Raw genomic sequence first — 13,808 nt, 5'->3', positions numbered from 1 at the left:
GCACGGGGGCCGACACGGGTAATGCTGTGGGTGTCTGGTCTCGCTCGTGCGAGTGGCAGGCGCTTGCCAACAGCCGCGCTTGTTAGCGCTAACATCAACAAGTATCAGAGGCGCATACTTAGCAGGTCAAATACTTAAAAATACGATTTATATTCCATAAAGCTATTTGGCATATCCGCCTTCGTTAGCGCTACCATCGCGGCATTTCTCATCGAGGCCAGCCTGTGAGCCAAGCCAAGGAACCCACCCGCAAGCGCCGTGGCGCGGGCCGTGTCACGCTCGCGGAGGTGGCGCGGGCCGCCGACGTGTCCGCCATCAGCGTGTCGCGCTACTTCAACCAGCCCGGGCAGGTATCCCCACCTCTGCGCGAACGCATCGAGGCCGCGGTACAAGCGCTAGGTTATGTGCCCAACCTGGTGGCGGGAGGCCTCGCCTCTGCCCGTGGCCGTATCGTCGGCATGGTCATTCCGAACATTTCCGGGCCGATATTCGCGCAGACCATCCAGGCCTTCAGCGACACCTTGACCCGGCATGGCTACCAGCTATTGCTGGCGTCCAGCTATTTCAGCGAGGCCCAGGAAGAAAGCGCCGTGCGGGCCTTTCTCGGCTGGTCGCCGGCAGCGCTGGTGGTGACCAGCCATTTCCACAGCCCGGCCACCGAGAAGATGCTCACCGAGGCCGAAGTACCGGTGGTGGAAATCTGGGACTATCGCCCGGAACGGTCCGCGCTGCAGGTTGGCTTCCGCCATCACCAGGTGGGTGTGCAGGCGTGTCGCTATCTGCTGGGCAAGGGCCACCGGCGCATAGCCTTCGTGCAGAACAGCGCGGCTGGTGACCTCAGCGCGCTGGAGCGGCGCGATGGCTATATCGAAGCACTGCGTGAAGCCGGGCTCGAGCCGTGGGTTTTCGTGCCGTCGACTGACTGCGCGCCGTTTGAAGCCGGCAAGCAGGCCATGGAGGCACTGATCCGTCGCGACCCTCGTCCTGACGCGATCATCTTCGCCAACGACAACCTGGCCGCCGGCGCACTCCTGGCCGGCCAACGTGCCGGGCTGCGCTTGCCCGAGGACATGGCCATCGTCGGTTTTGGCGACTATCCCTTCGCCGAAATGCTGTTACCCAGCCTGACCACCTTGCGGCCCCCGTCGCGGCAAATTGGCGAATTGGCAGCCATGCGGGTGTTGCAGCATCTGGGATGCGTGGCCCATGAGGGTGAAGTGGAACGCTTGAACCTGCTGCAATGCGAATTGATTACCCGCGAAAGCGCATGATCCGGTAACGGCAGTTGCGGCCGCAGGGGCACCGAGCACAAGCCTGACGCAGCAGGCACGTTACACTAACGCCCAATCCTCATTTCCTCTGCTTTCCTCAGGAGCCCCCTTGGAACTCAGGCAACTGCGCTACTTCATCAAGATCATCGAACACGGCAGCCTCGGCCGCGCCGCGCTCGAACTGGAGGTCGGCGTCTCTGCCCTGAGCCAGCAGATCGCCAAGCTTGAAAGCGAACTGTGCACCCGCCTGCTCAACCGCAGCAGCACAGGTGTCACGCCAACCAGCGCCGGCATGGCGTTTCTGCACCATGCCCAACTCAGCCTGCGCCAGGCCGAGAACGCCGTCCTGGCTGCCCACCGTGGGCGCATGAGCGGCTACGTCACCGTCGGCCTGCCACCGACCACAGCGACCGTGCTCGCGCTGCCGCTGATCAGTGCCATGCGCGAGCGCTACCCCGACATCCAGCTGCACCTGGTGGAGATGCTCTCCGGGCACCTCGCCGCGCAGCTCAACGCCCGGCAGATCGACCTTGCGATCCTGTTCCAGCTCGAGGGTGGCAAACGCTGGAGCGTGACGCCGCTGCTGGATGAAAAGCTATTCGTCATCAGCCCGCCACAGCTGGCCCATGCGCCGGGAAACAGTGTGCAACTGGCCGACCTGGGCCAGCTGCCGCTGGTCATGCCCAGTGCCCAGCATGGGCTGCGCTCGACCCTGATGACCGCATTCGAACGCTCCGGCCTGGTGCCCAACATCATCATGGAGGTCGATGGCCTGGCGGTGCTGATGAACGCCGTGCGTGCAGGCCATGCCGCGACCATCCAGCCCGGCGCCGCAGCGGCGCTGAGCGGTGAAAGCGGGCTGCGGGTCGCGCAGATCAGCGACGCCCACGTTGGCCGGCGCAACCTGTTGGCGACCCTGGCGGAGGATGAGCTGTCCCCTGCCGCGCTGGCCGCACGACGGGTGATCATCGACGTTGCTCGCCAGCTTGTCAGCCAGCGGCAATGGCCGGGGGCGACCTGGATCGAAGAGTCCAGCCTTTAGTAAAACTGAACACCTCATGTCGTAACCCGCCTTTCGACGCCTCGCCGACCGCCCTATTTTCTGCTCACTCGCAAGGGGCTCTCTGTTCATGCCTCCTTGCGACCGAGGAGCGAAAATGATCGATGTTCTTGTAATCGGCGGCGGCAACGCCGCCCTCTGCGCCGCGCTGATGGCCCGTGAGGCCGGCGCCAGCGTCATGCTGCTGGAAGCCGCGCCCAAGGCCTGGCGTGGCGGCAATTCGCAACACACCCGCAACCTGCGCTGCATGCACGACGCGCCCCAGGATGTGCTGGTCGACGCCTACCCCGAAGAGGAATACTGGCAAGACCTGCTCAAGGTCACCGGCGGGCTGACCAACGAAAAACTCGCGCGCATCGCCATTCGTGCCTCCTCCAGCTGCCGCGACTGGATGCGCAGCCACGGTGTGCATTTTCAGCCGCCGCTGTCCGGCGCCCTGCATGTGGCGCGGACCAACGCGTTCTTCATGGGTGGCGGCAAGGCCTTGGTGAACGCCTATTTCCGCAGTGCCGAACGGCTCGGCGTGCAGGTGCGCTACAACGCCCAAGTCTGCGATATCGAGCTGCAAGACGGCAGGTTCGTCGCCGCTCACCTGCCGGCCCGTGAGGTCGAGGGCCGGCAACTACCAGCAGAACGAATCCAGGCCAAGGCCTGTGTGCTGGCGGCGGGTGGCTTCGAGTCCAATCGCGAGTGGTTGCGTGAAGCCTGGGGCCAGAACGCCCGTGGCGAATGGCCGTCGGACAACTTCCTGATCCGCGGCACGCGCTTCAACACCGGCATCCTGCTCAAGCGCCTGGGCGAACTCGGCGCCGATATCATCGGCGACCCGACCCAGGCGCACATGGTCGCCATCGACGCCCGCGCACCGCTGTATGACGGCGGTATCTGCACCCGTATCGACTGCGTGTCGCTGGGCGTGGTGGTCAATCGCGACGGCGAACGCTTCTATGACGAGGGCGAAGACTTCTGGCCCAAGCGTTATGCCATCTGGGGCCGCCTGGTAGCTGGCCAGCCGGGCCAGCAGGCCTATTCGATCATCGACCAGCAGGCCATCGGCCGTTTCATGCCACCGGTGTTCCCAGGCACCACGGCCAACTCCCTGACGGAACTGGCGCGCAAGCTGGGCCTGCCAGAAGCGCCGTTTTGCCAGACCATCGAGGCGTTCAACCATGCCTGCCAGGTCGGCACGTTCGACCATACCGCGCTCGACGACTGCCACACCGCCGGCCTGACCCCGGCCAAGACCCACTGGGCCCGCCCGCTGGTCAAGCCACCGTTCTACGCCTACCCGCTCAAGCCAGGCGTCACCTTCACCTACCTGGGCCTGGCGACAGACGAAAGCGCTGCGGTGCATTTCGCCGGCAAGCCCAGCCCCAACCTTTTCGTCGCAGGAGAAATGATGGCCGGTAACGTACTGGGCAAGGGCTACACCGCCGGTATCGGCATGGCCATCGGCACGGCTTTCGGCCGCATTGCCGGTGTCCAGGCGGCTGCCAGCGCAGGCTTTGTCGACTCCCGGGAGGCACGTCATGCAGCTGTTTGATCCGCAGGCCCAGAAAAGCGAACTGATCCCGGTGCTGAACGTGCACGAAAGCGAAGTGCAACGGCAAATGAGCATCTGCAATGCCTGCCGCTACTGTGAAGGGTTCTGCGCGGTGTTTCCGGCGATGACCCGGCGCCTGGAATTTAACCAGGCCGACATCCACTACCTGGCCAACCTGTGCCACAACTGCGGCGCGTGCTTGCATGCCTGCCAGTACGCCGCACCCCATGCGTTCGAAGTCAATGTACCCAAGGCCATGGCCAAGGTGCGCCTCGACACCTATGCCGAATACGCCTGGCCGCGTGCCCTGGGCCGGCTGTACCAACGCAATGGCCTGACGCTGGCGCTGGCCAGCGGCTTCGGCCTGGTACTGTTCCTGTGCCTGACATTGCTGGCCATGGGCAACCTGTTCACGCCAATGCCCGGCGGCAACTTCTACGGGATCTTCCCGCACAACACCCTGGCACTGATGTTCGGCGCGGTGTTCGGCTTTGCGGTCATCGCCCTGGGCCTGGGCGTGCGGCGGTTCTGGCGCGACGTATCGCCCCCTGCGGCAGGCGTCGGGCTGAAGACCGCCGCAGCCCTGGAGGCGACGGCCAGCGTGGCCAAGCTCAAGTATCTGGACGGTGGCCACGGCGAAGGCTGCAACAACGCCGATGACCGCTTCACCCTGTGGCGCCGGCGCTTTCACCACCTGACCTTCTACGGCTTCCTGCTGTGCCTGGCCGCGACCGGCACCGCGACGCTCTACCACTACCTGCTGGGCGTAGCGGCGCCTTACCCGGTGCTGAGCCTGCCGGTCTTGCTGGGTATTGCCGGCGGTCTCGGCCTGCTGGCAGGCCCCGCCGGCTTGCTCTACCTCAACCTGCGGCGCAACCCCAACCACGGCGACGCCGAGCAGAAGCCCATGGATCGCGGCTTCATCGCCCTGCTGTTGCTGGTCAGCGCCAGCGGCCTGGCGCTGCTGGCGTGGCGCGAGACCAGCGCGCTTGGCCTGCTGCTGGCCGTGCACCTGGGGCTGGTGATGGCGTTCTTCCTGACCATGCCTTACAGCAAGTTCGCCCACGGCATCTTCCGCAGCGCGGCGTTGCTCAAGCACGCCATCGAGAAACGCCAGCCCAACCCGATCAATGCCGGCAGCGATTGAACACTCAAAAACAACAAAAGCGAGCAAAACGGTAGCCATGATGAAAACAACAACACAGACCAGGGGCGCCAAGCTGGGCGCCATCCTGCGGGTGACCAGCGGCAACTTCCTCGAACAGTTCGACTTCTTTCTGTTCGGTTTCTATGCCACCTACATATCGCAGACGTTCTTCCCGGCCAGCAGCGAGTTCGCCTCGCTGATGATGACCTTCGCGGTGTTCGGCTCAGGCTTCCTGATGCGCCCGCTGGGCGCCATCGTGCTGGGCGCCTACATCGACAAGGTCGGCCGACGCAAAGGGCTGATCGTGACGCTGTCGATCATGGCCGCAGGTACCGTGCTGATCGCCTTGGTGCCGGGTTACGCCAGCATTGGCATCCTCGCCCCGTTGCTGGTGCTGCTGGGCCGACTTTTGCAGGGCTTTTCCGCTGGCGCCGAGCTGGGCGGTGTTTCGGTCTACCTCTCGGAGATCGCCACGCCGGGGCGCACCGGTTTCTTCACCAGCTGGCAGTCGGCGAGCCAGCAAGTGGCGATCGTCGTGGCGGCAGCGCTGGGCTATAGCCTCAATGCCTGCATGGCCACCAGCGAAGTGGCAGCCTGGGGCTGGCGCATTCCGTTCTTCATCGGCTGCGTGATCATCCCGTTCATCTTCATCATCCGCCGCTCGCTGCAGGAGACCGACGCGTTCAAGGCCCGCGGGCACCACCCGGGCGCTGCCGAAGTGTTCCGCTCGATGTGCGACAACTGGCGCACGGTGCTGGCGGGCGGGCTGCTGGCGGCCATGACCACCACGACGTTCTACCTGATCACGGTCTACACCCCGACCTTCGGCAAGACCGTGCTGCAACTGAGCACTACCGACAGCCTGGTGGTAACCCTGCTGGTGGGCGTCAGCAACTTCATCTGGCTGCCCATCGGCGGCGCGCTCTCCGATCGCATCGGCCGGCGCCCGCAGCTGTTGGCGATTTCCCTGCTGTGCGTACTGACCGCCTACCCGGCCATGCACTGGCTGGCCGAAGCCGCCAGCTTCGAGCGCCTGCTTGCAGTGTTGCTGTACTTCTCGTTCTTCTTCGGGATGTACAACGGCGCCATGGTCGCAGCGCTGACCGAGGTGATGCCGGCGAACGTGCGGGTGGTTGGTTTCTCGCTGGCCTTCAGCCTGGCCACCGCGCTGTTCGGCGGCTTCACGCCAGCGGTCTCGACGCTGTTGGTGCAGGCCACCGGGGACAAAGCGTCGCCGGCCTACTGGCTGATGTTCGCAGCGGTCTGCGGGTTCACCGCGACCACCGTGCTGTATCGTCGAGCCAAGCCAGTAGCGGCGCTTAGCTGCTGAACCTCGGTAGCCAACCGGTAGTGCCAGCAGCCTCAGCTGCTGGTTCGCACCCGATGCATCAGCGTGCCCACCAGCAGCACATTGGTCAGCGCCAGCAGGCACAAGGTCAACAACACCCCCATCGAGCCAAAGTGCTCGAACAGAAAGCCCCCCACCACGGGCGTGAGTGCCTGCCCGATCAGCGACGGCCGCGACATGCGCCCCATCAGCAGCACATATTGCGCAGGAGGCATCATCGCCAGCGGCAACAGCCCGCGTACGATCGCCCGCAGGCCATTGCCGCAGCCGAACACCAGCAAGCCTACCGCCGTAGCTGCCGGGATAAAGGTCACCATCAGCAAACCGATCAACACCAGGCTCACCCAGGCGAGCGCGGTCCAGATCGGGTGACGCTTGCCCGCCAGAATCTGCAACACCCGCGAGGCCACCTGGCTGGGCCCGAGCATCGCCGCCAGGCCGATGGCCACAGGCAGCGAATGACCCAACCCCTGAAGGACGGCCACCAGCTGTACGGCGATGGCGGTCATGATGATCGCGCCAATGGCGAACATGCTGGTCAGCAGCCAGTAGAGCTGGCGGTCGACGCCAAGGGTTTCGCCTTTTGCCGGCGTCTTGGCGGGGACTTCAACCCGGCCACCTGCGGGTAGCACTCGCCAGTACAGCGGCGCCACCACCACCATCAGCACCAGTGCATAGCACACGCACGTCGCCCGCCAGCCGAAGTGTTCAATGGCCAGGGCCACGGTCGGCCAGGACAGTGTCGAAGCGAAGCCGGCAATCAGCGTGATGCCGGTAATGGCCTTGCCCGCGCCTTCGCCGTACAACCCGCCGAGGGTGGCGAACAGCGCTTCATACAAACCCATGGCCATGCCAATGCCGATCACCGCCCAGGCCAGCAGGAACAGGCCGAGGGTGTGGCTGGCGGCCATGATCAGCAACCCCACTGCCACCACCGCGCCGCTGGCGGCCATTTGCGGGCGACCGCCGTAGCGGGCGACCAGCCGGCTGGACAACGGGGCCAACAGCGCCGAAACCATCAGGCTCAGGGACAGCGCGCCGTAGACCCATTGGCTGGGCCAGCCGGTGTCGCGGCTGATCGGGTCGGCCATCACTGCCATGAGGAAGAACGAGCCGCCCCAGACCAGGATTTGCAGCACGCCGAGGAGGACGATGCTGAGGGGGCCGGGCAGGCGGTGGTAAGTGTGCAAGGTGGGGCCTATTTCAGTCGCTGTGCGGGGGGCTGCACGGGCCTGTTCGCGGGCACGCCCGCTCCCACAGGGACCGCACTTCTTTCAGAGCTGGTGCAGGACCTGTGGGAGCGGGCGTGCCCGCGAAAAGGCCAGTACAGCCTTAGAGAGCTTACCCGCAGTCACCGTCACATGCCCGCCATCGATGTTGGATGCGGACATATCATTGCGCGTGATAATAGCTTTCGCTCCGTTCGATTCGTGCGTCGCGCGCAAGACACTCACACTCCGCCCACTACTAATACATTGGCGGAGTTCTCCATGGATCACTCACTCAAACCCTTGCGCTTCCCCCTTGCTGCCCTGGCAGTGGTGGTGCTCAGCGCTTGTGGCCGCACCCCCGACGCCGTGCAGGCTCCCGCCGCGCCCAAGGTCAGCGTCGCCAAGGTCATCGAGCAGCCGATCAACGAATGGGACGAGTTCACCGGCCGCCTGGAAGCACCGGAAACCGTCGAAGTGCGGCCACGGGTCTCCGGCCAGATTGACCTGGTGGCCTTCACCGAAGGCGCCCAGGTGAAGAAAGGCGACCTGCTGTTCCAGATCGACCCGCGCCCGTTCCAGGCTGAAGTCCGTCGCCTCGAAGCCCAGTTGCAACAGGCCAAGGCCACCGCCATCCGCAGCGCCAACGAAGCCCGCCGTGGCGAGCGCCTGCGTGACAGCAATGCCATTTCCGCCGAACTGGCCGAGTCGCGCAGCAGCGCCGCTGCCGAAGCCCGCGCCGGCGTCGACGCGATCCAGGCTCAGCTCGACCTGGCCCGCCTGAACCTCAGCTTCACCCGCGTCACCGCGCCGATCAGCGGGCGTGTCAGCCGTGCCGAATTCACCGCCGGCAACATCGTCACCGCCGATGTCACGCCACTGACCAGCGTAGTGTCCACCGACAAGGTGTACGCCTACTTCGACGCCGACGAGCGCGTGTACCTGAAGTACACCCAGCTGGCGCGCGAAGGCCAGCGCGGCCAGAGCACCCCGGTGTACCTGGGCCTGACCAACGAAACCGGCAACCCGCACCTGGGCCAGATGAACTTCGTCGACAACCAGGTCAACCCGCGCACCGGCACCATCCGCGGCCGCGCCGTGTTCGACAACCGTGACGGCCAGTTCACCCCGGGCCTGTATGCACGCCTGAAACTGGTGGGTAGCGCCCAGTACGACGCCGTGCTGATCAACGACGAAGCGGTCGGCACCGACCTTGGCAAGAAGTTCGTGCTGGTCATGGACAAGGACAACAACGCCGCCTACCGCGCCGTGGAACTGGGGCCGAAGCTCGAAGGCCTGCGCATCGTCCGTAGCGGCCTGGCCAAAGACGACCGCATCGTGGTCAAGGGCCTGCAGCGCGTGCGCCCTGGCTCGCCGGTGACCCCGGAAGAAACCCCGATGGCCAGTGAACAGACCCTCGCCGCCCTCGCCCAGCAGCGCCAGGCCCTGGAGGCCAGCAACCCGGCGCCTAAAGTGGCCGGCTCCACTGAAAAAGTCGCCAGCGCCCAGGCGCCACGCGGTTAAGGGACCCCATCGATGAACTTCTCGAAATTCTTCATTACCCGGCCGATCTTCGCCGCGGTGCTGTCGCTGGTGCTGCTGATCGCCGGTTCGATCTCGCTGTTCCAGCTGCCGATCAGCGAATACCCCGAGGTGGTACCGCCGACCGTGGTAGTGCGCGCCAACTTCCCTGGTGCCAACCCCAAGGTCATCGGCGAGACCGTCGCCGCGCCGCTGGAGCAGGCCATCACCGGTGTCGAGAACATGCTGTACATGTCCTCGCAGTCCACCGCCGACGGCAAGCTGACCCTGACCATCACCTTCGCCCTGGGCACCGACCTGGACAATGCCCAGGTGCAGGTGCAGAACCGCGTCACCCGTACCCAGCCCAAGCTGCCGGAGGAAGTGACCCGGATCGGTATCACCGTCGACAAGGCTTCGCCCGACCTGACCATGGTCGTGCACCTGACCTCGCCGGACAACCGCTACGACATGCTCTACCTGTCCAACTACGCCATCCTCAACATCAAGGATGAGCTGGCGCGCCTGGGTGGCGTCGGTGACGTGCAGCTGTTCGGCATGGGCGACTATTCGCTGCGCGTGTGGCTCGACCCGAACAAGACCGCGTCGCGCAACCTGACCGCCAGCGACGTGGTGGCCGCGATCCGTGAGCAGAACCGCCAGGTCGCCGCCGGCCAGCTGGGCGCCCCGCCCGCCCCCGGCTCTACCAGCTTCCAGCTGTCGATCAACACCCAGGGCCGCCTGGTCAACGAGGAAGAATTCGAGAACATCATCATCCGCGCAGGTGCCGATGGCGAAATCACGCGCCTGAAGGACATTGCCCGGGTCGAGCTGGGCTCCAGCCAGTACGCCCTGCGTTCGCTGCTGAACAACCAGCCGGCGGTGGCTATCCCGATCTTCCAGCGGCCAGGCTCCAACGCCATCGAAATCTCCGACGAAGTGCGGGCCAAGATGGCCGAGCTGAAGAAGGACTTCCCGCAAGGCATGGACTACAGCATCGTCTATGACCCGACCGTGTTCGTCCGTGGTTCCATCGAAGCCGTGGTGCACACGCTGTTCGAAGCGCTGGTGCTGGTGGTGCTGGTGGTGATCCTGTTCCTGCAGACCTGGCGCGCCTCGATCATCCCGCTGATGGCTGTACCCGTCTCGCTGATCGGTACCTTCGCGGTCATGCACCTGTTCGGCTTCTCGCTCAACGCGCTGTCGCTGTTCGGCCTGGTGCTGGCCATCGGTATCGTGGTGGACGACGCCATCGTCGTGGTGGAGAACGTCGAGCGGAACATAGGGCTGGGGTTGAAACCCCTGGAAGCCACGCAAAAAGCCATGAGCGAAGTGACCGGGCCGATCATCGCCACGGCGCTGGTGCTGTGCGCGGTGTTCGTACCGGCGGCATTCATTTCCGGCCTGACCGGGCAGTTCTACAAGCAGTTCGCCTTGACCATCGCCATTTCCACCGTGATCTCGGCGTTCAACTCGCTGACCTTGTCGCCAGCGCTGGCTGCCGTGCTGCTGAAAGACCACCATGCGCCCAAAGACCGCTTCTCGCGGTTCCTCGAGCGGCTGCTGGGCAGCTGGCTGTTTGCCCCGTTCAACCGCTTCTTCGACCGCGCCAGCCACGGCTACGTCGGCGGCGTACGCCGGGTCATCCGCTCCAGCGGCATCGCCCTGTTCGTCTATGCCGGCCTGATGGGCCTGACCTACCTGGGCTTTGCCTCCACGCCGACCGGTTTCGTGCCGGCGCAGGACAAGCAGTACCTGGTGGCGTTCGCCCAGCTGCCCGACGCCGCCAGCCTCGACCGTACCGAGGCGGTGATCAAGCGCATGAGCGAAATCGCCCTGGAGCAACCGGGCGTAGCCGATTCGGTAGCCTTCCCGGGCCTGTCGATCAACGGCTTCACCAACAGCCCGAACAGCGGCATCGTGTTCACCCCGCTCAAGCCGTTCGACGAGCGCAAGGACCCGAGCCAGTCGGCTGCGGCGATTGCCGCTGCGCTGAATGCCAAGTTCGCCGACATCCAGGACGCCTACATCGCGATCTTCCCGCCACCGCCCGTGCAAGGCCTTGGCACCATCGGTGGCTTCCGCCTGCAGATCGAGGACCGCGGCAACCTCGGCTACGAAGCGCTGTACAAGGAAACCCAGAACATCATCGCCAAGAGCCACAACGTGCCGGAACTGGCGGGCCTGTTCACCAGCTACCAGGTCAACGTGCCGCAGGTCGATGCCGCCATCGACCGGGAAAAGGCCAAGACCCACGGCGTGGCGATCACCGACATCTTCGACACCCTGCAGGTCTACCTGGGCTCGCTGTACACCAACGACTTCAACCGCTTTGGCCGCACCTACCAGGTCAACGTACAGGCCGAGCAGCAGTTCCGCCTCGATGCCGAGCAGATCGGCCAGCTGAAGGTGCGCAACAACCTCGGCGAGATGATCCCGCTGGCGACCTTCCTCAAGGTCAGCGACACCTCCGGGCCTGACCGGGTGATGCACTACAACGGCTTCATCACTGCCGAGATCAACGGTGCCGCAGCCCCAGGCTACAGCTCCGGCCAGGCCGAGGCGGCGATCGAGAAGCTGCTCAAGCAAGAGCTGCCCAACGGCATGACCTTCGAGTGGACCGACCTGACCTACCAGCAGATCCTCTCTGGCAATACCGCGCTGTTCGTGTTCCCGCTGTGCGTGCTGCTGGCCTTCCTGGTGCTGGCCGCCCAGTACGAGAGCTGGAGCCTGCCGCTGGCGGTGATCCTGATCGTACCGATGACCCTGCTGTCGGCCATCACCGGGGTGATCGTGTCGGGTGGCGACAACAACATCTTCACCCAGATCGGCCTGATCGTGCTGGTGGGCCTGGCGTGCAAGAACGCGATTCTGATCGTCGAGTTCGCCAAGGATGAACAGGCCAAGGGCCTCGACCCGCTGGCTGCGGTGCTGGAAGCCTGCCGCCTGCGCCTGCGGCCGATCCTGATGACCTCGATCGCCTTCATCATGGGCGTGGTACCGCTGGTGTTCAGCTCCGGTGCCGGCTCGGAAATGCGCCATGCCATGGGTGTGGCGGTGTTCTCGGGGATGATCGGCGTGACTGTGTTCGGCCTGTTCCTGACCCCGGTGTTCTTCTTCCTGATCCGCCGTTTCGTCGAGCGTCGCCAGGCCCGCAAGGCCGAACACGCGCCTGTTCTGGAGAACCATGCATGAACCTGCTCAAACCCCTGACCCCGAGCCTGCTGGCGCTGGCCCTGGCAGCCTGCGCGGTCGGCCCGGACTACAAGACCCCGGACACCGAGCCCGCACACTTCGACAGCACGGATGTGCAGGCCAAGGCCTTCGACCGCAGCCGCTTCGAAAGCGTGTGGTGGAAGCAGTTCGACGACCCGGTGCTGAACCAGCTGGTGCAGGCATCGCTGGACGGCAACCGTGACCTGCGCGTGGCCTTCGCCCGGCTCAAGTCGGCACGGGCGATTCGTGATGACGCCGCCAATGACCAGTTCCCCGTGGTCACCAGCCGCGCCAGCAGCGAGATCGGCAAGGGCCAGATTCCCGGTCAGACCACCCAGCGGGTCAATCAGGAACGCTACGACCTGGGCCTGGACATGGCCTGGGAGCTTGACCTGTTCGGCCGCATCCAGCGCCAGATCGAAGCCAGCGAAGCCCAGGAAGCAGCGGCCCAGGCCGACCTGCAACAGCTGCAGGTGAGCCTGATCGCTGAGCTGGTGGACGCCTATGGCCAGCTGCGCGGGGCGCAACTGCGCGAAAAGATCGCCATGGCCAACCTCAAGACCCAGCAGGAGTCTCGCAGTATCACGCTGACCCTGCGCGACGCCGGGGTTGGCAACGATCTCGACGTCGTCCGTGCCGATGCCCGCCTGGCGGGGGTCGAGGCCACCGTGCCGCAGTTGCAGGCCGAACAGGCCCGAGCGCGGCACCGCATCGCCACCCTGCTCGGTCAGCGCCCGGACGCGCTGAGCGTCGACCTGTCGCCCAAGGCCTTGCCGGCGATCGCCAAGGCCTTGCCGGTGGGCGACCCGGCCGAGTTGCTGCGCCGCCGCCCGGATATCCGCAGCGCCGAACGCCAGCTGGCCGCCGCCACCGCCAATGTCGGCGTAGCCACTGCCGACCTGTTCCCGCGGGTAAGCCTCAGCGGCTTCCTTGGCTTTACCGCCGCCCGTGGCTCACAGATCGGCTCCTCCGCAGCCAATGCCTGGTCGCTGGGGCCGAGCATCACCTGGGCCGCCTTCGACCTGGGCAGCGTGCGGGCCCGCCTGCGCGGGGCCAAGGCTGACGCCGAAGGCGCCCTGGCCAACTATGAACAGCAGGTGCTGCTGGCCCTGGAAGAGTCGGCCAACGCCTTCAGCGACTACGACAAGACCCAGCAGCGGCTGTTGTCGCTGATCCGGCAGAGCGAGGCCAGCCGCAAGGCAGCCGACCTCGCCTCGGTGCGTTACCGCGAGGGCACGGTGGATTACCTGGTGCTGCTCGATGCCGAACGCGAACGCCTGAGCGCCGAAGACGCCCAGGCCCAGGGTGAAGTCGAGCTGTATCGCGGCATCGTCTCGATCTACAAGGCCCTCGGCGGTGGCTGGCAGCCTGAAACCGTCGCCAGCGCCCGCTGATCCTCTGTTTGCAACGACTCCTTTGGTTGGTTCCTCCCCCAACCGTTTGCCCCGCCGGCCTTGGTCTGCGGGGCTTTTTTATGGGCCGCTGGCGACCCGT

9 protein-coding genes are annotated in these 13,808 nt (G+C 65.3%); 8 read left to right on the top strand and 1 reads right to left on the bottom strand.

Annotation, left to right across the window (positions count from 1 at the left end; all coding sequences use genetic code 11):
- Nucleotides 1-224 precede the first annotated feature (224 nt).
- The 5 genes from CQW31_RS05405 to CQW31_RS05385 all read left to right on the top strand — a co-directional run bounded on the left by CQW31_RS05405 (nucleotide 225) and on the right by CQW31_RS05385 (nucleotide 6,351).
- Complete coding sequence (locus tag CQW31_RS05405; RefSeq protein WP_099813986.1) at nucleotides 225-1,271, top strand: LacI family DNA-binding transcriptional regulator; 1,047 nt, start codon at nucleotides 225-227, stop codon at nucleotides 1,269-1,271.
- Between the two features lie 109 nt (nucleotides 1,272-1,380).
- The gene (locus CQW31_RS05400; protein WP_099813985.1) at nucleotides 1,381-2,313 is read left to right on the top strand and encodes a LysR substrate-binding domain-containing protein; all 933 of its coding nucleotides are present in this window, start codon (nucleotides 1,381-1,383) and stop codon (nucleotides 2,311-2,313) included.
- Nucleotides 2,314-2,428: 115 nt separating this feature from the next.
- A complete protein-coding gene (tcuA, locus tag CQW31_RS05395; protein WP_099813984.1) occupies nucleotides 2,429-3,874 on the top strand; it encodes an FAD-dependent tricarballylate dehydrogenase TcuA in 1,446 nt (481 codons plus the stop codon).
- Nucleotides 3,861-5,021: a tricarballylate utilization 4Fe-4S protein TcuB gene (gene tcuB / locus CQW31_RS05390; RefSeq protein ID WP_099813983.1), complete on the top strand. Its 1,161-nt coding sequence runs from the start codon at nucleotides 3,861-3,863 to the stop codon at nucleotides 5,019-5,021. Before tcuA ends, tcuB begins: the two co-directional genes overlap by 14 nt.
- A gap of 37 nt (nucleotides 5,022-5,058) precedes the next feature.
- Nucleotides 5,059-6,351 (top strand): MFS transporter, encoded by a 1,293-nt coding sequence (locus tag CQW31_RS05385; protein ID WP_099813982.1) that lies wholly within the window; start codon nucleotides 5,059-5,061, stop codon nucleotides 6,349-6,351.
- A gap of 32 nt (nucleotides 6,352-6,383) precedes the next feature.
- Here the strand turns inward: CQW31_RS05385 and CQW31_RS05380 are convergent, their stop codons facing one another.
- Nucleotides 6,384-7,508 carry an MFS transporter gene (locus tag CQW31_RS05380; protein ID WP_054885330.1) on the bottom strand — a complete coding sequence of 375 codons (1,125 nt, stop codon included), beginning with the start codon at nucleotides 7,506-7,508 and terminating at the stop codon, nucleotides 6,384-6,386.
- A gap of 351 nt (nucleotides 7,509-7,859) precedes the next feature.
- Here CQW31_RS05380 and mexE point away from each other — a divergent pair, with 351 nt between their 5' ends.
- The 3 genes from mexE to CQW31_RS05365 are packed head-to-tail and all read left to right on the top strand — an operon-like array spanning nucleotide 7,860 to nucleotide 13,708.
- Entirely contained in the window at nucleotides 7,860-9,101 is a 1,242-nt protein-coding gene (mexE, locus tag CQW31_RS05375; RefSeq protein ID WP_054885304.1) for a multidrug efflux RND transporter periplasmic adaptor subunit MexE, read from the top strand.
- Between the two features lie 12 nt (nucleotides 9,102-9,113).
- Nucleotides 9,114-12,293 (top strand): efflux RND transporter permease subunit, encoded by a 3,180-nt coding sequence (locus CQW31_RS05370; RefSeq protein WP_099813981.1) that lies wholly within the window; start codon nucleotides 9,114-9,116, stop codon nucleotides 12,291-12,293.
- Nucleotides 12,290-13,708 (top strand): efflux transporter outer membrane subunit, encoded by a 1,419-nt coding sequence (locus CQW31_RS05365; RefSeq protein ID WP_099813980.1) that lies wholly within the window; start codon nucleotides 12,290-12,292, stop codon nucleotides 13,706-13,708. The genes CQW31_RS05370 and CQW31_RS05365 overlap by 4 nt, the downstream gene beginning before the upstream one ends.
- Nucleotides 13,709-13,808 lie beyond the last annotated feature (100 nt).

This window comes from Pseudomonas sp. 382 (assembly GCF_002759075.1).
In the GTDB taxonomy this organism is placed as follows: Bacteria; Pseudomonadota; Gammaproteobacteria; order Pseudomonadales; family Pseudomonadaceae; genus Aquipseudomonas; species Aquipseudomonas vlassakiae.
Note: the sequence above shows the minus strand (reverse complement) of the source record. Positions and strands in the feature narration are given on the sequence as shown.

Bases quoted from the DNA above. Each gene is read 5' to 3' on its own strand.
- tcuA (WP_099813984.1), top strand. From the start codon at position 2,429: ATGATCGATGTTCTTGTAATCGGCGGCGGCAACGCCGCCCTCTGCGCC.
- mexE (WP_054885304.1), top strand. From the start codon at position 7,860: ATGGATCACTCACTCAAACCCTTGCGCTTCCCCCTTGCTGCCCTGGCA.
- CQW31_RS05370 (WP_099813981.1), top strand. From the start codon at position 9,114: ATGAACTTCTCGAAATTCTTCATTACCCGGCCGATCTTCGCCGCGGTG.
- tcuB (WP_099813983.1), top strand. From the start codon at position 3,861: ATGCAGCTGTTTGATCCGCAGGCCCAGAAAAGCGAACTGATCCCGGTG.
- CQW31_RS05365 (WP_099813980.1), top strand. From the start codon at position 12,290: ATGAACCTGCTCAAACCCCTGACCCCGAGCCTGCTGGCGCTGGCCCTG.
- CQW31_RS05385 (WP_099813982.1), top strand. From the start codon at position 5,059: ATGATGAAAACAACAACACAGACCAGGGGCGCCAAGCTGGGCGCCATC.